This window comes from Litorisediminivivens sp. KMU-197, assembly GCF_056858395.1.
In genome coordinates this window covers 81730-102017 of the sequence record NZ_JBXEQG010000011.1, presented here as the reverse complement: position 1 = coordinate 102017, position 20288 = coordinate 81730, and the positions used below count along the sequence as shown (strand labels likewise).

Below are 20288 nucleotides of genomic sequence, written 5' to 3'. Positions count from 1 at the left end.
GTGCGGCGCGTGTTCTTGGAGACCACAGGGCAGCATGAACAACTTGATGGCCCCATCCAACTCGCCCTTCAAGATGTAAAAAGATTCCAACGCAAAACGACCTGACGCTTTCAGGACCTTCGCTCGAAACGGATCACGATCTGCGCCATGTTTCTCCTTGTCGGAGCGCTCCTTCGCAAACCCTAACTTGCTGAAGGAAAAGACAGATGAAGATTGCAGACGACCGCAAGACCTTGGCCACACGCGCAGACCTCAAGCGCCTTGGCATCAACGTGAGCAACACGACCCTGCTGCGCTGGGAGGCCCGTGGGCGTTTCCCGCGACGTATCAGGATGGCCGGGACCAGCGTTGCTTGGTTCCTGTCAGAGATCGAGGACTGGCTCGCTGAACGCGCTGCCGAGCGCGCCCGCACCTACTACGCCGAATACTGACCGGCAGTTCCCCTGACACCCACCACTGATGTGCAACGCGCTTTAGCGCGCGCCTCATGGTGTGCCTTCTCGAAAGACACGACAATGGAAAAGCACAAGAAAAAGTCTGAATACCCTGCCCTGATGGCCGAAGGCGCAACAGAACGCGCCGTTCTGCAAGGCCAATACGATTTCCTCTGCGACCTGTGGTACGACCCGGCGGTTCTCGCACCCGATGCTTTCGGAAACCTTTGTTTCCGCCGTAGGGGCACCACGAAGATGATCGACAAGTTCGTTACCTTGCGGGGAAAAACCAGGATCGACCGCCTTCTCCGTCGCTATGATCGCCATCGTTTCGATCAGTTTTTCAGCCCCAATGTCTATGCGCGCCCGAGCCGAAAAGTCGGTTGCGTCCAGATCACGCGCCTTGGCTGGTGCGACGTGGACGATGCCGACCCGTTCGCCTTCGATCCGAAACCGTCTGTGGTTTGGGCGACCTCGCCGGGACGCACGCAGGCGCTGTGGTTCTGGGATAGACCACACACGCCCGCGCAGGCGTCGGCCTTCTCGAAGGCGCTCACGTATCGTCATGGCGGCGACAAGGGCGGAAGCGCGCCGAACAAGCTGCTGCGGTTGCCGGGATCATTCAACCACAAGCCGGATTACGATGCGCCGTTCATTCCTCTGGTACATTTTGATCCTGACCCGATCACGGCCCGCCCCAAGCTGCTGACGGATCGACACGGCGTCGGCGCGGCAGAACCCGAGTCGCTGGACATGAACCCCCATGCGTATGAACGGCTCGCCGTCCTCAGGAAGTACCGTTCGAAGCTCACGGCCTCGACGCGGTCACTGATCCGGCACAACCGCGTGATGGCACCGAACCGTTCCAGCAGGATCTTTGCGATAGTAGCTGGCCTGCACGAGGCCGAGGCGTCGCTCGATGAAATCGCCAGCGTGATCTGGTCCAGCCCATATTTCCGCGACAAGTACGGCGAAGACCAGAACGCGCTGGAAACCGAGGTATCGCGCATCGTCGCGCGAGTGGGAGGGGCGCAATGACCAAACGGCATTTACCGAAAGGCAGCAGAAGCCAAAACCCGAAGACCACACCGCGCGCACCGAAACGGAACCGTCGCACGGCGAAGCTGGCATCTACGTCTGCGACGGGTGACGGAATTGCGACGATCACGGCTAAAGCTCTTCAATCAAAGGATTTTCCTCCTCTTCGATATGCCGTGGACGGCTATCTTCCCGAGGGCGTGACCCTGCTCGCGGGCAAGCCGAAAATCGGGAAGTCGTGGCTGGCGCTGGACTTCGCAATGGCCGTCGCCACAGGGGGCTCGGCGCTGGGAAGCGTCAGATGTCGCCAAGGCCCCGTCCTGTATTGCGCGTTGGAGGACAACCATCGCCGTCTGAAACGGCGCATGAACCAGCTCTACGGCGATGTCGAGCACTGGCCACCGGGCCTGCACTTCGCCACGCAGGTCAGGCGTTTGGGCGACGGGCTGGTTGATGATTTGAGCGACTGGATCGAGGCACGCCGTCCGAAACTCGTCATCATCGACACCTTCGCTGGCGTTCGCCCGCAGTCGCGACGCGAGGGCTACGACGCCGATTATGCGGCTCTGTCGCCCTTGCAGGAAATGGCCGGTCAGATGGGCGTGGCGATCCTCGTGATCCATCACCTTCGGAAAATGTTGGGTGATGACCCGTTCGACATGATTTCCGGCACCACCGGACTAACAGGCGCGGTCGATACCGCCTTCGTATTGCATCGTGGCAAGCAGGGGATCACGCTCTACGGTCGAGGCCGGGAAATCGAAGAGATGGAACAAGCTGTCGAGTTCGTCGGCGGAATGTGGAAGGTGCTGGGCGATGCTGCCGAGGTTCGGCGGTCGGATGAGCGCAGCGCGGTCCTTGAAGTCCTCGAAGGGGCTGATGAGCCGATGGGACCAAAGCAAATCGCCAGCGCCTTGGGCTGGAAGGCGGAAAACGTGAAGCAACTGCTGTTCAAGATGCACAAGGACGGCGAAATCCAAAAGCAGGGACGCGGTCGGTATTGCTTCGCTGACGAAACATGGCGAACCCGGTAACCTCGGTAACCTGATAACCAACGGCCATGCCCAAGGTTATCGCGTTACCGAAGTTATCGATGGTTGACGGTTTCACGGCTGGGGGCCGAAAACCTCGGCAGTATGTATGACCCCTTGTCCGTCCGTAGGGCGCGCGCCGATAAAAAAAACGCCTCCCCCCATCCCCCTGTGGTCGCCCTGTGCCAGCGCCGCGCGGAACGCCTCGGACCGACCCGTTGACTATCTATCAGTCTGTCGGACGCGAGCCGGACCCGAATTGCTGAGTCTTTTCATGCGGTCCGCATTCGCACTGGGTTCCGGCACCACGCGCCGGGTTCCACGTGGGTAGCAATCTGCCATTTTGGATGCCCTCGCGATCATTCCTGCACCCAGCCTTTGCGGTGAAAGTGGCGGAGCACGATTGACCGGTTGTAGAGCGGGAATCCAATCCAGAGGCCGTTGAGCGTGAAGAACGACAATATCGCCCACAGCCACATTCCCTTGAACAAGTAATACAGTGGCCCGAACAATAGGCACCACAGCCGATGACAGTTGCCGAGTATGATCTTGGTCTCGCCGTTGAAGCTCCATGTTGCGCGTATCGTCATGTTTGATGTCCTCATAGATGAAATCGACATCAGCTGATTAAGATTGCCGCGGATGGCACGTCAGGGTATTTCCCGACGATCCGAAGATCCAAACTATCCGCAGCTTCTTCCAATTTGGGCGATGTCAAGAAAGGCATTGCGAGCCGCAGTGTTTCAGCTCGTTGCAGGCCATCTCAGACGCTACGGCGAAACCAATCAAGCAAGATTCTAGTCATGGACCACCAATACTGGAGGTCCAAATCGTGGTTCACACTACACTGCCATTCTACCTACACTCTGCTGATCAAGAATTCACGAATGCTGTCCGTGATGTGGCGCGCAGGAAAAGCGTGCTCTTCCACGGAACAAGCCTTGGAAGCCTGATCGCCCGAACGGATACATTGCTTTATCCTAACGTGGGTGATCCCGCGGTCAGCTTCACACGTTCCCCGGAAACGGCCGTACACTTTGCGACCCTGCCCAAGGATTTCGACGATGGGCTACCAACGGTGTTCGTTTTCGACCGACAGTCCTTGCGGTCGAGATTTCGGATCGAGCCATACCAGTACCCACCTCCCGAGAACCACAAGGGGGGAAAATTCGAAATGGAGGAAATGATCTGGCATCGGGATGTGGAGCAAGTATCGCGACACCTCACGGCGATTGTTTATTGCGTGATGAGCGATGTGTTCGTGGAAACAGACATCTCTGAAATGAGGCGTTCTTACAAACAAATTGCCGCAGCATGCTCTGAGACAAGCCTCGAAATAAGGTCGGGGCGGTTCGCAAGCTGAATTTCTTTGCGCGCCTCAGCGCGGCGTACAGCGCGCCAGCCGGGATTGCGACGGGATCACCATGCCCGAGGCACGCTGCGGCCTTGCTGGCTCAATACAACGCCGCCGCACGCGCGTATCGCCGTGTGCCAAGGAGGTTTGTTAGGGTTGCTCCTGACATACCAGCTGACCTCGTCTTATCGATCTGCATCGGAAACTTTGGAGATCGACATGCCCGACATCATCACGCTGAAAGCCCTTTGCGAAGAACTCAAGGTCGACCCACGCGAAGCCCGCGAAAAGCTGCGCTCTGCCACCAGCGACGCCAAGGCAAACCCCGAACTGGCGAAAGCACGCAAACCACGTACCCCGTGGCAGTGGGTGAAGGGATCGCCTGCAGAGAAGGAGGCTCGGCAAGCATTGAAAAAGTGAACTGTTCAACTTGTTGGGGGCACGTTGGCGGCAATCCTATCTTGCTTGCCAAGGTCGTTGCTGATAGGAACAAATGCAGAACTAGAGGCCAAATGTTGCTGACATATTGCTTGCAGCTGGTACAAGTGATTGTATGGGAAAAAACGAAACGACCAAGATGCTGACATTGTGTGCTAGTTTTGTAGGTCGACGGCAAATCAGAGGTTCAAAATGAGACGCCCTACCGTGATCGATCTGTTCTGTGGTGCTGGCGGCCTTTCGGAGGGCCTTCGCCAAGCAGGGTTTTCGATTCTGGCAGGAAATGACGTAGATGAGCACGCTGGCAATACCTTCGCTGCCACGCACCCAGAAGCAGCGTTCCTCCCGGGATCGATCTACGACATCACCGCCCAAGATTTCTTGAAGGCCACTGGTCTTAAGAGAGAGGAATTGGACTGCCTCGCTGGAGGGCCCCCTTGCCAGGGTTACTCAGTGTACAACCATCAACGTGGTATGCATGATGAACGCAGTCACCTTTTCAAAGAGTATTTGCGGATCGTTGAAGGCCTGATGCCCAAATGGCTGGTGATGGAAAATGTTACAGGCATTATGTCCGCAGGTGAAGGTGAGGCATTCCAAGCGGTCTTGGCCGGAATTCGAGGCCTTGGCTACAATGTCGAGGCTAAGATACTACGGGCAGAGGATTATGGAGTTCCGCAAGAGCGTCGTCGCGTAGTTTTTATTGGAAACCGAATTGGATCGCCAATCGTATGGCCGCAGAAGACACATGGCGAGGGCTTGAAGCCATTCACTACGATCAAGGATGCTTTGAGTGACCTACCCGAGTTGTTGAACGGAGAGGATAAAGGCGTTGTCAAGTATAGGACTCGCCCAACTTCGGAGTATCAACGCAAGTTGAGGAAAGGTTCTCAATTAGTTCACAATCATTCGGCTTCCAAGTTAGGCGCCATAAACATCGAGCGGATGCGGCATATTCCGCAAGGTGGTAGCTGGCGTGACGTGCCATATGATCTCCTTCCAGCGGGTATGAAGCGTGCAAAACGAAGCGATCACACGAAACGATACGGACGAATGCAATGGGATGGCCTATCCTGCACGGTCTTAACCAAGTGTGATATTCACTGGGGTGCGTACATCCACCCGGAGCAAGACCGCAGTATTACCGTTCGTGAAGCCGCCCGTATTCAAGCATTCCCAGATTGGTTTCACTTCACAGGGCCACGCACTGAACAATTCGTACAGGTTGGCAACGCCGTGCCACCGCTTTTAGGGAGGTGCATTGGCGCTGCATTGCTCGAAGCAGCCGAAGCACAAGACAGTCAACACGAATTGACCGCGGCCACAGCCTGACAAGAGTATTCGCAAAAGGGCTTAAAGGTTCTTCTTTCTGCTCAAAGAACTTAGCTTAGCTGCAAGTGTATCCTGATAGATTCCGAGGGGTGGTAGGTTTTGCGGTGAAACGAACGCAAAGGCAATCTGTTCGACCGTTGTGGTAAATTCAGTTTCTGGGACCAATTGCCGTTCCGTACCATGCCATTCTTCTGCGAGCTGATATGAATGAAATGTAATCGTTCCGGGGCCTTTGGGATATTCTAGCAGAGAACTACCGATCCGGGTCCTAATCTTCTGCAATACCGGATCAGGTAGAACGAAGAACAGCCCGTGCTTAGCCAATTTTTCTCTGCGTAGCGCATGGCCCTTATAGATGATTTGGGGCAAAATTCGTTTTGTAACATTCTCCCAGTTGAACCCAGCGTTAGTTCCACCTTCTCCCCACTTGCTGGGATGCGGCTCTTCTGCGTAATAGCTCGTCGAGGCTTGTTTATAGCTATTTGTGGTATCGATGGTCTGTACTTCTACAGCCACGATAGACTGAGGCTCCAAATCTGTATTTACTTTGGTCAGCAAGAAATCAACCTTAAACGAACCCGTTTCCCCTTCAGCGGCGGGTGCTTTGATCCCAACCTCGCCGCTATAGCCTTGACCGAAAACGACAACCTCGCGCCCGTTCAATGCACCGCCCCGTCGTCTAGTCTCAGCTTCAATATCAGAGATCATATCGCAATCGGAGCCAAACGCCTCTCTGGCAATCCGACTGATTACCTCGAATTGATCTCCATAAAGGCGGTTTGGGCAAATAATGACCGGCGGCGCTGATGGCGCTTGTAGAGAGCAAGCACCACCACTCTGACCCTTTTTGCACTTCACATCAACAAATGGGCACCATCTACGTGATGCAAAGTCCACACTTTCTTTCGAGAGCGGTCTGAACCCGTGAAATTCAAGAATCCTTGTCGGCATTTTCCAACCTTTAGATCAAGCGGGCATCTGCAAAGAGTGGCCTCCGATGCTAAGCTACTCCGTCAAGACTTCAAGTGTAAGGCTGCGGACTTCTTCATCGTAATTTGCGATTTTCGACTTATCCAAGTAATTTTCGAAGGCACCAACTATCCTCGCTCTGTCGAAGACGAACCCCGCTTCCCGAGAACTCTCAATCAACACAGCATCGACTATGTGAAACGGTGTCACGAAAAGTCGTACAGGATCAACAACTGCCGCATCGAACCACTTGAATAGTTTCTTGAGGTTCAAGTCGTCGAATTTTGTATCCCAGTCATTTCCACAGGCACATTGTCCCAAAAAAAACTGTTGAGCTATAGATCGGTTGTCCAACAGCGGCGGCCAGAAGACGAAATCTACGCCTTGGTCGCCAGCATTTGCAGGATCAAGTCCATTGTTCGGTTTCCAGATGAACTCATTTGTCTGCTCTGCAAGAAGAGCAGCGGCGTCAGCGAATCCCGCCGGGCCCTCTGGTGTGCGAGGTGAGCCAAAATGCAAACAACGATTGTCTGGACCAAAGTAGCTTGCCGAAACGTGCCCAACTATTCGTTCAAAAAGCCTCGGCAGGCGGACATATCCACCTTTTGTGATTGATGGTGCAGTACAAATGCAGAGCAGAAACTCGTATATTCCGAATCCATCGCCAATATACCGAAGTGTATTCCCCTCAATTTCAAAAGGATATAAGTACCCGAGTAACTGACCGCGCCGCAACAACTCTTCATGCGTGGCTCCAATTAGGGTATCGACCGCAAGATCATCCGCCTGCCAGGATTCAAGGGAAACGTCCATTTCGCCAGCATCGCCTGGTGAAAAACTTTCAACTGCCCCTGCAAGACGATCATCGGATACTGCCTGATCGATGGATGAGGTTCCATTCCGATATGCTTCTTTCTCGACCTGATCGGCGTCGACGGTAGTTCTCTGATCTCGCCCCCGATAACGATAACTATTCGTCATCTTCAGCGAAGTCCTTGATAGAAGATATTTTTTTAGCAAGCTCGATCGCTTGACTGCGGACACCTTGAGCTGCAGGAAAAATTTCTTCCGCAACTTCCACGTCTATGCTTTTTTCTGCCAACTCATTGTTAAGCTCGCGTAATTCTTTTCGAATGGCAGCCAGTCTTTTTGTCAGCCGTTCCGATATTGGTATTAGTATGTCAAGTGCAGTGGTTACTGACTCTCCTGAAATGATCATGCTTGCCGTTTCAGGATTGCCAAATGCGCGGGCTAGATCACCCAACTCACGAGAGTCACTTATACTGGCACTTCTTCCCCTCGAACCATCTCCGAACATTGCCCGAAAGAGGTTGCCAGCGCGATCAAGATTTTCATCGCCAATCGGATTTGGTCCAACCGCTTGATCTTCCAATCTCAAATAGTCGCGAACCGCCCTATAGCCGAGCATGGTGTAAACCCACGAGAAAGGATAATAGGGGAAACTTCCTCGCCCTCGTTTAACGCTGATTTCAGGTGCGAATTGTCCTGTGTCTGTCATCTGCTCGACGAGATAATAGCCTTCCAAGAGCCTGTTCACAGTCTGATGGTTGTCACCAACCATCTGTGTGATCTCCTTGACGGATAGAGTGGTGTCCGAAACCACTTTCGCCACCCAAGCGGCTTTAGCGTAAGAGTCCCAAGGCTGCGAGCTGGCTATATGGCGGACGCCGAGATAGGGAAGCAGCTCAGCTTCTTGAGTTGCTCGATCAAAAAGAAGGAATGGCACTGGCTCAATCGCTTTTGAGCCATGTTCTCGCCATATCGCTTGGTATTTCTCAACCTTAGCTTTTTGGTTCTTTGCTCTGGGGTCTCCAGAAAGGATAATGCATGCCGCTAGTCTACGGTTTCCTTCCAGTACCAAGAACGTTCCCGCTGTTTCTCCTTCAACGCAAACAAGCGGCTCTGCATCAAAAAAGCCATTTACGGACATAGAGCTTAGAAGATCAAGCACACCAAAATTGTCGACAATATGATCAAGGAGTTCCGTTTGATCGCCGGATCTTGCGCCAGACCCAAAACGAGGATTGTGCGGGTCGAGAAGCAATTGAGAGACAGCTACTTCCGATCTAGCGCCACCTTTGGGTGCAATGTTCATACCCCGACCTGCCTTTCAGATCTCTACGATCCTATTTCTGTAGATTTTTCTGACATATAATGCCCTCTAGCGAGAAGTGGCAAGTTTTCAGAACTGTCACCCCAGATTTTGAACCTATCGGTGCAAGTCAAACGAAAGCTGGAATTTTTTGATACCCAAACGATACCCAAGGCACACGACGAACCTGACGTGAAGCACCTTGATGGCTTTAAGTTATTGTTTTTGTTTTGTTAAAGTGGTGCCCGGGGGCGGAATCGAACCACCGACACGAGGATTTTCAATCCACTGCTCTACCCCTGAGCTACCCGGGCACGGGAGAACGCCAAGCGTTCGGGTGGGGGCGTTCTAGGGGAGGCTCGGGGGAGTGTCCAGTGGGTTTGTGCAAAAAACCAGCCCCAATCGGCGCAGATAAATCACGGCGACGGCGAACGCCAGATCAGGGCCTGATCGCCACCCAGTTTCGAACTGCTCAGAGGTGCGTACAGGGCGGCGATGACCTTCAGCTCAGGAGAAGGGACCAGCGACAGGTAGGCTTCGAGCCAAGCCAGGTTGTAGCCCGAGATCTCGCGGGTGCCATCGAAGTAGGATTGCTCCACTCCTGTTATCTCTCGGGTGCGGCTGCCGTCCGTCAAGTCGCCCACGGTGAAATCGACAACCCGCGTCAGCGCGTCCTCGCAGCGGGCCCCGGGCGACAGGCCGTGGTCGCTGAGCAGGCGCGCGGTGACCACGAGCGGCGCAACGGCATGCAATTGGTAGTGATAGGCAAGGCGACCGCGGGACATCTCTTGCGGCAGGGCACCGGCCTCGTCGGCGGTGCATAGCACATAATCGGCGGACCAGGCCGCCCAGCCGCGGAGGATGCCGTCGCCCGTCAGATCGGCGACAGAGGCACCAGCCAACGCGGCCCAGGCGCGCAGGTTGCCTTGGCTCGCGCCATCGGGGGCGTCCCTTTCCCAGAAGGTCATCTGATCGACCATCAGCGAGGCCAGCCAAGCCCGAACGTCAGCAAGCGCATCGGTGTCGTTGCTATGAGGCACTATCTGGCGCAGAACCAGCCCCAGACCTGCAATGCGCGAACCGACGGTCAGGCGTGCGGTTGGCGACGCGATATCACGCAGGGCGCCGGCGCGCGCCCACGCGGCGATCTGGCCCAGCACGCAATCAGAAATCGCCACGCGGTCTGCGTCTGGGTCGTAGACGCCATTTGCCGTGTCCGCGAGGTCGCGGATGAAATCGTCGAGGGGATCCAGCGCGTCTTCGGCCTCAGCTTCTGCGGCTTCGTCGATCTCGGATCGGGTGGCATCGCCATCGCTGTAGCGACTGCCGTAGTCCAGCGTCATGACCGGTTCGGGCGCGGGGGGGCAGTCCATCGCCTCGGCCGCTCCGGCGAAAAGGGTCAGCGCGACCGCAGTCGCAGCCGCCGTGCCAGGTCCGCGGCGTCGCCGTTGCCGGCGGTGGCAGCCTTGTCGAGCCATTCAAGAGCCTCCGTATCATCACGTTCAGGTCCGACGCCAAGCGCCAGTGTGCGGCCGTATTCGGCCATCGCCGGGATCGAGCCTGCGTATGCGGCGCCGCGCAGCACGGCAACCGCGCGGGTCAGCGTCTGGGGGTCGTTCGCGCGCTGCAGCAGAAGCTGCGCATTCCGCCACATGGCTTCGGGGTCGCCGGTCTCGGCGATTTGGGCGATCAGCAACGGCACATCAAGCGCATCGTCGATCGCGCGGCGCAACGCTTCGGGTGCAGCAAGATATTCTTCAAAGGCCAGCGGCAGGTCGGCGCGGTTGCCCGCAAGTGCCTTGAAATGCGCCGCAGCGGCCTGGGGGTCATAGCTGGCCAAGTCCGACCTGGCGGTCAGATGATAGAGCCTCCACCGCGCGGCCGTATCATCGCTCTGATCACGAGTCACGACGACCAGCGGTCCGGGTGCGGCGCGGGTGTCGAAATCTTCCATCTGGGTGTCGGTGAGGCGCAGTTTGGACAGCACGTTGTGGCCCTCGATCGCCAACCCGACGCGCCGCCAGTGATAGGACATCCGGTCATTGGCGAGCATCGCATGGGCCTCGCCCATTTCGTCCGTGTCCTTGGTCGAACAGTTCATCTCGCTTGCGGCGCGGTCAAAGTAATCGTCGCGCTTGGCCTCTGCCACGAAGGGCAGTGCAAACATCAGGGCGAGGAAATCGCCGCGGTCGTCGATAATCTGGGCGAACTCGGCAAAGATCTCCGGCTCGGCCTCCTCAAGACGTGCAAGCAGCCGGATCGCGGCCCCTTCGCCCCGGTTGCCGGCCTGTCGCAGCAGACGGCGGATTTCCTTGGCAATCTCAGGGTCGTTGCCACTGTCGTTGACCATCGCGACAGACAGATCAAGCGCGGTGGTGACACCGTTGTTCAGGTAGACGCGACGGAAAAATTCAAGCGCAAGCGCGCGTTCGGCGGGATTGGTCGCAAGCTCGAACTCAAGCTTGGCGAATTCCTCCAGCGTCTTGTCGGAATTGTCGACGCGGTCGGCCCAGAGCCTTTGCCGGCTGGCTGTGGCCACCGGATCGACCTGCACCAGTTGCAGGTAATCGGCCAGTGATGTCGGTCGTCCGTCCAGCGCCTGAGTCTGCAATTGCGCCAGGGTCCAGGGTGTCTTGTAGGGGTCGAGGCCGATCAGGTTTGTGGCACTGACCGAAACCGAAGCATGGCTGGTGGCGTCATAGGCGCGCGCCCATGGCGCGGCCTGCTCCAGCAGCGGGGCATCGGGAGCCTGACAGCGATAAAGAGCGTCCAGAGCGTCGAGCGCCTGGGCATCGCGATGCCGGGTGGCGGCCAGGGTAAGAAGGTCGGCGGCGCGGTCCAGTTCCTGCGGGTCGTCACGGTAGCGGATCAGGCGTTGGGCGAGAAAGCGCATGCCTTCGGGATCGTCACGCGTGACGGCGATCTCAAGGTGGCGCAGGATCTCCTCTTCACCGGCCCAGCGGCCACGCCGGACCGATATCTCCTGCGCCAACTGTGTGAACACTGCGCCGGGGGCCGAGGGGATGGCGGCAATCTCGCGCAGGTATGTCAGGTAGGGGCCTCCCGTGCTTGCCTCCATCGCGTCGACGTTGACGTCCATCTCGAGCAGGGCGGTCAGTGACGGCCGGCGGCGTCCGCGATCCTCGGCCTGGTTGTGGGCAAGGATTTCGCGCAGCGTCTCGGTATCGACACCGCCCTTCTCCAGCTGACCCTGCGCGCCGTCATCCACCGCGATGCCGCGCGCAACTGCGCGTCGCAGGTAGCGCAGCATCTCGGCGTTGTCCTGCTGGTCGGTGGGCGCGGTAAGGTGGTGTTCGACCACCCGCCACGCGGCCTGCGCCGACCCCAGATCAGCCGCGAACTTTTCCCAGGCGAGGGCGATCTCGGGATTGCGCTGCACGAACCGGCCCGAGCGATAATGCGTGGCGATCCGCAGCGCGCGGTTGCAAACGCCGCTGTCCATCTGCCCCAGCAATCCGCCGAAGGCCATGGTGGCGGTCAGGTCGGTGGGTGCATCCCAGCCAGGCACCGGCCGGTCTTCGGCCAGACGGCGGGCGATGAACAGCAGCGCATCGGCATGGCCTCCGAAGCCCGCGTCGCGGATCAGCTCATAGGCCGCCGCGTCATCTGCCTCAACACCGATGCCGTTCAGGTAGTAATGGGCCAGCATCATCAGCTGGTTGTTGTTCAGGGTGTCGCGGGCGGCGATCAACTGGCTGACGAGCCCAGCGATCTCAAGCTCGGCAAACCGTCCGGCGTCAATGTGCAGCCCGATCAGATCAATCGTTTCCGCAAGGCCGCCACTGGCCTCGTCAGCGGAAGACAGACGCTTGCGCAGCGCGGTGATGAAATCGAAGTAACGGTTGGGATCGGATGACTGGTATCGGCGTATGTCGCGGCTGAGGTAGCGGGCCCGTTCCTCCTGGGTCAGCTCGTCTTCTTCGGTGCCGACGTCGTCGCGCAGCGCCGGCGCACTGGATTCGCGGCCACAGAGCGACTGCTCTTCGACCGGCGGGGGAAGAAACGCGATATCGAGTGTCGCCGCGACGACAGGCGTGGCAAGGCCTTGCGCGGCAAATGCAAAGGCAAACAGGCGGTTCATCGCAGACATGCGCGCACCTCCACCTTGTCGCCCATCGCGACGTCAAGGCTGACGGTCACGGATTGCGCGCCGCCCGGCCAGAGACCGCTGATCGGCAGATAGAACCGACCAGTGGGCAGTTGCGCCGGGTGACGAACAATCTCGCGCTGTCGGCGCCGGCCCTCATCGGTTTCGAAGGCAAAGACCGCGCGGCGGGCCGGGGCATTCCCGGTATCGACAAACAGCGCATAGTCCGTATCCGGATCCAGCGGTGTGAGATCGACGCTGACCTCTTGCGGTGCCCTGTCGTCCCGGGTGACGTCGAGCGTCAGTGCGCAGTTATTGCGGGCAGCGGCGATCAGTTCCTGCATCGGTTGGTCGTCGTAGGTTCCCGGTGCCTCTGCGAGCGGCAGCTCCCAGACCAGTATCGAGGGCCGCGATTGCTGGAATTCGGCCGATGTCAGATAGGTCGATATCGCCGCGAAGGCCCCGCCGTCCGGCACCGAGTACTGGATCACGTCCAGACTTGTCTCGTCGGCCAGAAAGCCTGCAAAGTTGCTTTCGGGGGTATCGGAATGCTCACTGCCCACCAGCGCGATGATCCCCTGCGGTCCGTCGCCGGTGAAAATGCGCTCGGTCTCGTAGGTTGCGGTCTCGGCCTCGGGCAGCGGCTCGTCGCAGTACTGCTGACGCACCAGCCGGGCATGCGATGGCACGATGGCGCTGCCGGTCGAGGCGGTCTCGAACCGGTTCCGCGCCAGTGCCTCGACGCCCGGCACCTCGGCGATGGCCTCGGCAATTGCGCGCGCCACGCCGCGTGCTCCATCGGCGCTCAGGCGGGGGTCGGTGCGGAAATACGGTAGCGGGCCGTCTGTTGGCATCTTGCTGCGGCCATCGACAGCACGCACGCCCGCCTTCCGTAGCCGGTCCAGCGCGTCCAGAAAAACGGTGTTTGCCAGCGAAAAATCGAAGCCAAAGTCCATCGTCTCGGGCGACAGATGGCGCGGCATCGCCAGCGACTTGGTCGGTATCGGCGCATAGATCAGCGCCGTCCCCTTTTCCGCCAATGCCCGGGTCAGGGCGGCGAGGTCCGCGACCGTTTCCGGCGTCATGGGGTGGTAGGTGCGCAGGTCCGGATCGATTTTGAAGAACACGCCGTCGCGGCCTTCGACCGATGCCATGTAACCTGCCGAAGACAGCCCATCGCAGCCATAGAGCGATCCGGCCGCCGCAGGGCCGGCCAGCGCGGAGCACAACAGCATTGCTGTCATCAGCCGCGGCATCATCCGCTCTCCGCCAGAGCGTCGCGCCGGGCCTTCACGCTGGGCATCAGGGTCTGCGCCATGGTGCGGATTGCCAGGTCGCCGCGGTTTTCAACCACCTCGAGGTAGGAGATGACCTGCGTAAGTCCGGCCCGGTCCAGGTCGGGCCGCGCGAGGTCCTTCAGCGCGAGGCTCAGCACCATGCGCCCGCTGCCTGCCGAGACGATGCGGCTGCGGGTGGCGTTCGACATCGGCCCGAACAGCATTCCTTCACCGTTCAGCGCGATCATTGCATCCTGCGCGCGGGTGTTGCCGGCCCATCCATAACCGTAGAGCACCCTTATATACTGCGAAATTCGCGCCCTTGGCTCGGTGGCCGGGTCCAGCTTGTGAAGCGCGTGGATCATGTCGCCCAGCATGCCCTTGCGGCCCGCACCGGCGGCAACCGCGGCGTAAAAGGCCATGTCGGAGGGGTCCGCGGCTGAGCCCCTTTGACGAAGGATCTTGACCAGCTTCAGCGCGGCCAGAGAATCCCTTCGGTCGGCCAGCGCACGCAGGTCGGTCTCGGTCATTGCGGCGCCGCCGACCATGCGCTTGCGCACTGCGCGCAGCGACCGGGGCAACTGGTTGGTATGGGTCACACCCCGGTCGACGACCACCACGATCTGGCGGCTTTCCGGGCTTGCGGGCAGGACCATGGTCTCGGCCGCGACCATCGGCGCGGCGCTCAGCCCTGCCAGCAGTACGACTGTCCATAGCCTGCGTTTCACCGGTTCAACCTCCGTTTTCGCAATGGCGCGGAAGATCGGTGATCTCGACCGGGCCGGCCGCGTCCAGCGCAATGGGCGCGACGCCTTTCATGTCGGCGGCCACAAAACGTCCCTGACGGCCGAGGTCGCCGGAAAGAAACCTCGGAAACTGCGCCGAGAAGTCGTTGCCTTCCAGCACGATGGCGGCCGCGGTCGCGGTCGCGACGCCCGAGCCGTTGGATTCGAGCACATTGTCCTCGATCCGGGTGACCGCGCCTTCGGGTTGGCCTGAAACCCAGATCCCGGCGCTGCGGTTGCCGACCAGAAGGTTGCTGCTGAGCAGCGCCTCGAGACTGCGTCGCACCTCGATCCCCTTCTGGCGGTTTCCAATCAGGATGTTGCCACGGACCTCGGCACAGCGTGCGTGATCCAGCTTGATGCCACTGCCGTCTCGGTTCCAGACGATATTGCCTTCCACGACCGTGCCCTTGGCCGCATCCTTCACCAAGATGGCCACGCGCTCGCCGCCCAGGATGGCGTTGCCGGTCAGCCGGGTTCCGGTCGCGCCATCGAGTACCCGGATCGCGTTGGTCTTCGACCCGCCGGAGATCAGGTTGGCGGTCACGGTGGTGTCGCGGCTGTGCTGGATCACCAGCGCGGCGCTGCCGGCATTGTGGATGCGGTTGTTGTCGACGGTCAGCCCCTGCGCCGACTGGACCGAAATGCGGCGGACGCGCTCGATCAGCGATCCGGCAATAAAAGACGGCGCGGCGGGCCGATCGAGCGCGGTACGCGCCACCGACACCCCGGAAAATTTGACCGAACTGCCGAAGCCGAGGTCCGACACCTTGCTGTCGCGGATCTGGATCGTGCCCGGGCCGGAGGTGGTGAGGAACGGTGTGAATTCTTCGTTGTGTGGGCTGGCCGGGCCAGTGCCGCGCAGATCGGCCCCGTCGATGATCAACCGGCCGAAGTTGAGGATAAAGGCGCCATGCGTGCGGCTCAGCTGCAAGGTTTCGCCCGGCGCGATGCGCAATTCCGCGTCGTGCCACAGCACCAGCGGCGCACGAAGTTGCACAACGCCTTCGCCCGACACGGCCCCGGCGCCCATCACCTCTGCCAGATCGGTCAGGTTCAGGGTGCCGCGGTCGACCAGCAGGACCTGATTGCCATTGGCGGCCTGTGCCTCGAGCACCGCGCTGTTGTCTTCATGTCCGAAGGCCTGTGCCAGAAGCCCCAGCGCGATGCGCAGATCAAAGCGGCGTGTCTCGACCGGCTCAGGATTTCGGGGGGGCAGGGGGCTCAGGTTGGCCGGCGGCGGCAGGACGAAACCCGCCTCTCTCAGCAGGTCGCGGGCACGCCCGTCGCCCTTGGCCTGAACCGTTTCGGCCAGTTCCTCCACCGCCAGCTTCTGCGCCTGCCCTAGGCTGTCAGACGCTGCAAGCGCCGGCAGGCCAAACCCGGCCAGGGCCAGGCAAGCCGCCAGCCTCAGAGTCCGGAAGAGGGACCGTTCACGAGGCATATCGCGCGCTGCTGGCAAGGTCCTGCGGCTTGGCCTGCAAGGCGATGGTCATCACCAAGACCTCGATCGGCTCATCCGTGGGGTTGGCCAGCGTTGTCGGCGTGGTCTCGCACAGGTTGCGGCGACACCCTTCGCCAAGACGGGCCTGCGTACGGCCATTGGTCAGCAGCACCTCGCCCGACGATACGATGGCCTCGCGCCCCGGCGCGGGGTCCAGCCGCATGGTGGCCCCTGCCTTCACGGTCACGGTGCACAGCGACATGTGATCGCGCGCCACCATCTGCCGGATCGAGCCCCATTCGAAGTCGCTGCGCTGATGCCGGTCAGCCTCGATCCGTTCGGCGGACTTGAGGTGCTCGGCGATCTTCTTGACGCTCTGACAATGGCCCACCTTGGTGACCAACAGGGCGTCGGCGGTGTCGACAACGATGATGTCCTCCAGCCCGACGCAGGTCACCAGCCTAGTTTCCGACCGCACCATGCAATTCTTGGTCTCGACCGCGACCACATCGCCCTGGATGACGTTGCCTTGCGGATCGGCGTTCGAAATGCCGTACATCGCGGTCCAACTTCCGACGTCGCTCCATTCCACGTCCAGTGGGCAGAGCGCGATGCGCCGCGTGCGTTCGAAGACCGCCTTTTCCGTCGGCTCGTTGTCGGCTTGCTGAAACTCGGTCCCGTCAAGCAAAAGGCCTTCCGGCGTCTCCTCGGCACCGCTGAGCGCCTGCACCACGTGGGCAAGCGTCGTCGGGTCGTACTTGGTGTATTCCTCGATGATGGTCGAGGCCTTGAACATGCTGATGCCGCTCGCCCAGTAGGCGATGTCGCTTTCCACCAGCAGCCGCGCCTTGCGGGTGGGCGGCTTCTCGACGAAGCGTTCGACCTCGCGCAGGGTGGGGTGTTCGACGATCGGTCCCCCGTCGGTGATATAGCCGAAGCCGGTCTCGGCATAGCGCGGCTTGATCCCGAAGGTGATGATATAGCCTGCCTCGGCACCGGGCTGCACCGCGCGTATGGCGCTGTTGATATCGCCCTCGATGACGTGATCGGCAGGCACCACCAGCATCAGCGCGTCCGGATCCTTCGCCGACAGTTTCAGCGCCGCCGACAGGACGGCCGGACCGGTGTTGCGGCCCATAGGCTCAAGGATCACGTCTGCGCCTCGGCCGATCTGGCGCAACTGCCGGTGCAGCGCGCGGCCGTGTTTCGAGGATGATACGATCAGCGGTGTGTCAAAGCCCTCACCCGAGTGCCGCTCGACCGCGGACTGAAAGAAGGTCAGCGACGTCGGATCGCCAATACGTTGGAATTGTTTTGGGCTTTGCGTGCGCGAGATGGGCCACAACCGCGTGCCATTGCCACCACAGATGATCAGGGGTGTAATCTGGTTCATTGGCTTACGGTCCCACTCTCGAAGGGTTTGGAGAAATATCCCTTGGAAAGACGCACGCGGGCAGACTTTCCGATGTCTTCGGCAGTCAGCATGCCGGGTTGAGGATCCAGCCGCACCGGCAGGAACAGGTCGCCCTCCTCCGCCGCGGCGCTGGTTGCAGATGTCAGGATCACCCGCGCGGGGATCGCGCGGCCGTCATCCATGTAAAGATGCACCTGCTCGCCGCTCATAGCGCGCGACAGGCCCTCTGTGCTCATCTGGGTCTGCACGCTGACCGTCTTTTCGTCCTCGAACAGCGTCAGGATGGAATCTCCGGGCAGCACAGTGGCGCCTTCGAACATGCCGTCGGTCAGTGCCACATCGCAGTTGCAGGGAGACTGGAAGTTCAGCACGTCGCCCGTGGTGGCTGAAAGCGAATAAAGCACCTCGCCCTTGGACGCGCCGGGGTTGAGATAGATGATCTGGCCGCCACTGGTGGCGCGCATCTCGTTGCCGGCGCGCATGATGAAGACCGGGCGCATCTCGTAGGACGTGGTGTAGCGGACATAAAGCGCGTTGAGCGCCAGCATCACCAATCCGGCCGACATGATGGCCACAGCGATGCTTTTGACCCGGCGGCGGGTATCGTCGGCGGCGCCGGCGGTGCCCTTGGGTTCTTTCGGCTTGGTCGGACCGGTATAGGCCATCATCGAGCCGAGGCTGACCACGTCGCCCGCGATATATGTGTTCATGATATAGCGCAGCTGCGGCAGGTGCGGCCCTGTCGGGTCAATGAATTGCAGGGTCAGCTCGTCCCCGGTGGCGTTGGCGGTGATGCGGGCCTCGGGAAACAGCATGATGGTGAAGCCGCCGAAGTCGAAGCGCAGCCGCACCGCCTGACGCGCGCCGATCAGCACCGGGGGCACCGGGCCCTGCGGCTCGACATAGGCGGCGGTTATGGAAATGCCGTTGCCGGTGAACTTGGTGTCGCCGACCTGCGCGGTGAACGGGACAGGAAGGACAGGGTGTTCGGTGTCGAAGCCGAATTCCACAGGAACTTTCCGCGGTTGCTTTGCACCGCCCTCGTTTTTTCCAGTTGTGGTTTCGTCGAGCATCTCGTGCCTCAGACCTTGGTAAAATAAAGAATTGCAACGGTCAGCCAAGCCAGCGCCAGCACATGGTGGGCCGCCGATTCCATCGCTTTCAATCGTTCACGGAACGCCAGAACGACCCCACCGGAGCCGCTGCCCTGCCGGGTCCATTTCTGCTTGTCCATACGGAACATAACGTAGGTTTTCACTGCCGCGCCAACGACCTGGCTGAAGTACAGGATCGGCGGATGGGTGACCGGGAACCATGTGCCGCGGAACAGCGCGATGATGACGCAGAACACGTAGCGCGTGATCATCACCCAGGCGATATAGAGCGGGATCACCGAGGGCGTGACCATCAGCGCCGCCAGCGCCACGGTTGTCGGGCCGACAAGGGTGGTCCACATCGAAACGCGCTGGTCGAGGATCGACCACCAGGTGAAGCCGCCGATCACCGTGGGCGACAGCCGCAGAGCCCGGCCGTTGGTGCGGATCATGTTACCGAACCAGCGCACCATCAGCGTCTTCGAGCTGTCGAAGAAGGTCGGACGCGGCTGGAATTCGTAGCTGACCGAACAGACGTCGGGCAGATAATGCATCTCGTAGCCGTTCTTGAGAAGCCAGAACCAGGTCGACTTGTCGTCGCCGGTCAGGAACTTGACGCGACCCAGCCGCCAGTGATCGAGGAAATCCTCGCTGATACCCTCGATGAACGTCGGATCGGTCGCCAGATCGGCGCGAAAGACGCTCATCCGCCCGGTCAGGGTCAACACGTGCTTGGACAGCCCCATTGAGCACATCATCACCTGTCGCTGGTTGAAGCGCAGAACGAACCAGTCCTTGAAGAGGCTGTCGCGACCAACCTCGACGGCCTCGTCGGTGGTCAGCGCGCCCACCTTGGGGTTGGTGAACACCGGGGCACTCTCGTACCAGATATCCTCGGGCACCATGGTATCGCCATCGACGAAGACAAGGATGTCGCGGTGGGTGGGCGAGTGCGATCCCAGGATGCGCAGTGTCTTGGCCAGGGCGTCGCGTTTGCCGTTCGCCTTGATGCGGTCGATGATCAGATGGACATTCGTCATGTCCTCGGCCTGCGTATCGTAGATCGAGCGGATCAGCCGCTCGTCCGCACCATCCACGACCGAGGCCACGATGGTCGCGCCGTCCCGCGCGCGCGACGCCGCGCGAAAGACGCTGCGGTAGACCGGCAGCGTCACGTGTGGCTCGACCATGTAGGAGGTGACCAGCATGTACATATGCGACTGGCCGGCGCGCTCGGCAAACCGCCGCCGCGCGCGCCGTTTTCGTTTCGGATGAACGATACGGCGGAAGATCACCGCGCGAGTAAAGTTGATCGCTGCCCAGCTGTAGCGCCAGGTGCCCAAAAACCCCATGATGAAGATCGTGTTGGTCGCATAAGAGATTTCCCCCAGTGCCGTTTTCGGCACCAGGGTCACCAGCAGAACCACCACTGAAAAATACGCCATATGGGACAGGGC

The 20288-nt window shown here is 59.9% G+C and carries 17 protein-coding genes and 1 tRNA gene; 5 read left to right on the top strand and 13 right to left on the bottom strand.

The genetic code is table 11. From position 1 onward, the window contains the following. The first annotated feature begins 206 nt into the window (after nucleotides 1-206). The 3 genes from AC04PT_RS17770 to AC04PT_RS17760 all read left to right on the top strand — a co-directional run bounded on the left by AC04PT_RS17770 (nucleotide 207) and on the right by AC04PT_RS17760 (nucleotide 2506). Entirely contained in the window at nucleotides 207-431 is a 225-nt protein-coding gene (locus AC04PT_RS17770; RefSeq protein ID WP_482875121.1) for a helix-turn-helix transcriptional regulator, read from the top strand. Between the two features lie 84 nt (nucleotides 432-515). Then, a complete protein-coding gene (locus AC04PT_RS17765; RefSeq protein ID WP_482875120.1) occupies nucleotides 516-1472 on the top strand; it encodes a DNA-primase RepB domain-containing protein in 957 nt (318 codons plus the stop codon). Next, nucleotides 1469-2506, top strand: a complete 1038-nt coding sequence (locus AC04PT_RS17760) for an AAA family ATPase (RefSeq protein ID WP_482875119.1) — start codon at nucleotides 1469-1471, stop codon at nucleotides 2504-2506. Before AC04PT_RS17765 ends, AC04PT_RS17760 begins: the two co-directional genes overlap by 4 nt. A 356-nt stretch (nucleotides 2507-2862) precedes the next feature. On the opposite strand, the gene AC04PT_RS17755 is transcribed toward AC04PT_RS17760, so the two are convergent. After that, nucleotides 2863-3093, bottom strand: coding sequence for a hypothetical protein (locus tag AC04PT_RS17755; RefSeq protein ID WP_482875118.1), 231 nt, complete (start codon nucleotides 3091-3093; stop codon nucleotides 2863-2865). A gap of 983 nt (nucleotides 3094-4076) precedes the next feature. Between AC04PT_RS17755 and AC04PT_RS17750 the strand changes: the two genes are divergently transcribed. Both AC04PT_RS17750 and AC04PT_RS17745 read left to right on the top strand, forming a co-directional pair. Further along, nucleotides 4077-4277, top strand: coding sequence for a hypothetical protein (locus tag AC04PT_RS17750; protein WP_482875117.1), 201 nt, complete (start codon nucleotides 4077-4079; stop codon nucleotides 4275-4277). A 225-nt stretch (nucleotides 4278-4502) separates the two neighbouring features. Further along, nucleotides 4503-5627: a DNA cytosine methyltransferase gene (locus AC04PT_RS17745; RefSeq protein ID WP_482875116.1), complete on the top strand. Its 1125-nt coding sequence runs from the start codon at nucleotides 4503-4505 to the stop codon at nucleotides 5625-5627. Between the two features lie 21 nt (nucleotides 5628-5648). Here AC04PT_RS17745 and AC04PT_RS17740 read toward each other — a convergent pair whose 3' ends face one another. From AC04PT_RS17740 to AC04PT_RS17685, 12 genes are all read right to left on the bottom strand, one after another. After that, nucleotides 5649-6335: a hypothetical protein gene (locus tag AC04PT_RS17740; protein WP_482875115.1), complete on the bottom strand. Its 687-nt coding sequence runs from the start codon at nucleotides 6333-6335 to the stop codon at nucleotides 5649-5651. 297 nt (nucleotides 6336-6632) lie between these two features. Next, nucleotides 6633-7577 (bottom strand): hypothetical protein, encoded by a 945-nt coding sequence (locus AC04PT_RS17735; RefSeq protein ID WP_482875114.1) that lies wholly within the window; start codon nucleotides 7575-7577, stop codon nucleotides 6633-6635. Beyond that, nucleotides 7567-8712 carry a hypothetical protein gene (locus AC04PT_RS17730; RefSeq protein ID WP_482875113.1) on the bottom strand — a complete coding sequence of 382 codons (1146 nt, stop codon included), beginning with the start codon at nucleotides 8710-8712 and terminating at the stop codon, nucleotides 7567-7569. Before AC04PT_RS17730 ends, AC04PT_RS17735 begins: the two co-directional genes overlap by 11 nt. Before the next feature lie 236 nt (nucleotides 8713-8948). After that, nucleotides 8949-9023, bottom strand: a tRNA-Phe gene (locus tag AC04PT_RS17725). A gap of 102 nt (nucleotides 9024-9125) precedes the next feature. Continuing rightward, on the bottom strand, nucleotides 9126-10082 hold the full coding sequence (locus AC04PT_RS17720) for an alginate lyase family protein (RefSeq protein WP_482875112.1): 957 nt from the start codon (nucleotides 10080-10082) through the stop codon (nucleotides 9126-9128). Between the two features lie 26 nt (nucleotides 10083-10108). Next, a complete protein-coding gene (locus AC04PT_RS17715) occupies nucleotides 10109-12820 on the bottom strand; it encodes a hypothetical protein (RefSeq protein WP_482875111.1) in 2712 nt (903 codons plus the stop codon). Continuing rightward, a complete protein-coding gene (locus AC04PT_RS17710) occupies nucleotides 12808-14073 on the bottom strand; it encodes an alginate O-acetyltransferase AlgX-related protein (RefSeq protein WP_482875110.1) in 1266 nt (421 codons plus the stop codon). The genes AC04PT_RS17715 and AC04PT_RS17710 overlap by 13 nt, the downstream gene beginning before the upstream one ends. Then, on the bottom strand, nucleotides 14073-14822 hold the full coding sequence (locus AC04PT_RS17705; protein WP_482875109.1) for a hypothetical protein: 750 nt from the start codon (nucleotides 14820-14822) through the stop codon (nucleotides 14073-14075). Before AC04PT_RS17705 ends, AC04PT_RS17710 begins: the two co-directional genes overlap by 1 nt. A 4-nt stretch (nucleotides 14823-14826) precedes the next feature. Further along, nucleotides 14827-16323: a right-handed parallel beta-helix repeat-containing protein gene (locus AC04PT_RS17700; protein WP_482875108.1), complete on the bottom strand. Its 1497-nt coding sequence runs from the start codon at nucleotides 16321-16323 to the stop codon at nucleotides 14827-14829. Continuing rightward, nucleotides 16313-17716, bottom strand: coding sequence for a mannose-1-phosphate guanylyltransferase (locus tag AC04PT_RS17695; protein ID WP_482875107.1), 1404 nt, complete (start codon nucleotides 17714-17716; stop codon nucleotides 16313-16315). The genes AC04PT_RS17700 and AC04PT_RS17695 overlap by 11 nt, the downstream gene beginning before the upstream one ends. Next, the gene (locus AC04PT_RS17690) at nucleotides 17713-18747 is read right to left on the bottom strand and encodes a hypothetical protein (protein WP_482875106.1); all 1035 of its coding nucleotides are present in this window, start codon (nucleotides 18745-18747) and stop codon (nucleotides 17713-17715) included. Before AC04PT_RS17690 ends, AC04PT_RS17695 begins: the two co-directional genes overlap by 4 nt. Nucleotides 18748-18818: 71 nt before the next feature. After that, on the bottom strand, nucleotides 18819-20276 hold the full coding sequence (locus tag AC04PT_RS17685) for a glycosyltransferase (protein WP_482875105.1): 1458 nt from the start codon (nucleotides 20274-20276) through the stop codon (nucleotides 18819-18821). Between the last annotated feature and the right edge of the window lie 12 nt (nucleotides 20277-20288).

What these genes read in the sequence shown, in the direction of transcription:
- AC04PT_RS17770 (WP_482875121.1), top strand. Translation starts at nt 207, where the DNA reads ATGAAGATTGCAGACGACCGCAAGACCTTGGCCACACGCGCAGACCTC.
- AC04PT_RS17765 (WP_482875120.1), top strand. Translation starts at nt 516, where the DNA reads ATGGAAAAGCACAAGAAAAAGTCTGAATACCCTGCCCTGATGGCCGAA.
- AC04PT_RS17760 (WP_482875119.1), top strand. Translation starts at nt 1,469, where the DNA reads ATGACCAAACGGCATTTACCGAAAGGCAGCAGAAGCCAAAACCCGAAG.
- AC04PT_RS17755 (WP_482875118.1), bottom strand. Translation starts at nt 3,093, where the DNA reads ATGACGATACGCGCAACATGGAGCTTCAACGGCGAGACCAAGATCATA.
- AC04PT_RS17750 (WP_482875117.1), top strand. Translation starts at nt 4,077, where the DNA reads ATGCCCGACATCATCACGCTGAAAGCCCTTTGCGAAGAACTCAAGGTC.
- AC04PT_RS17740 (WP_482875115.1), bottom strand. Translation starts at nt 6,335, where the DNA reads ATGATCTCTGATATTGAAGCTGAGACTAGACGACGGGGCGGTGCATTG.
- AC04PT_RS17735 (WP_482875114.1), bottom strand. Translation starts at nt 7,577, where the DNA reads ATGACGAATAGTTATCGTTATCGGGGGCGAGATCAGAGAACTACCGTC.
- AC04PT_RS17730 (WP_482875113.1), bottom strand. Translation starts at nt 8,712, where the DNA reads ATGAACATTGCACCCAAAGGTGGCGCTAGATCGGAAGTAGCTGTCTCT.
- AC04PT_RS17720 (WP_482875112.1), bottom strand. Translation starts at nt 10,082, where the DNA reads ATGGACTGCCCCCCCGCGCCCGAACCGGTCATGACGCTGGACTACGGC.
- AC04PT_RS17715 (WP_482875111.1), bottom strand. Translation starts at nt 12,820, where the DNA reads ATGTCTGCGATGAACCGCCTGTTTGCCTTTGCATTTGCCGCGCAAGGC.
- AC04PT_RS17710 (WP_482875110.1), bottom strand. Translation starts at nt 14,073, where the DNA reads ATGCCGCGGCTGATGACAGCAATGCTGTTGTGCTCCGCGCTGGCCGGC.
- AC04PT_RS17700 (WP_482875108.1), bottom strand. Translation starts at nt 16,323, where the DNA reads ATGCCTCGTGAACGGTCCCTCTTCCGGACTCTGAGGCTGGCGGCTTGC.
- AC04PT_RS17695 (WP_482875107.1), bottom strand. Translation starts at nt 17,716, where the DNA reads ATGAACCAGATTACACCCCTGATCATCTGTGGTGGCAATGGCACGCGG.
- AC04PT_RS17685 (WP_482875105.1), bottom strand. Translation starts at nt 20,276, where the DNA reads ATGGCGTATTTTTCAGTGGTGGTTCTGCTGGTGACCCTGGTGCCGAAA.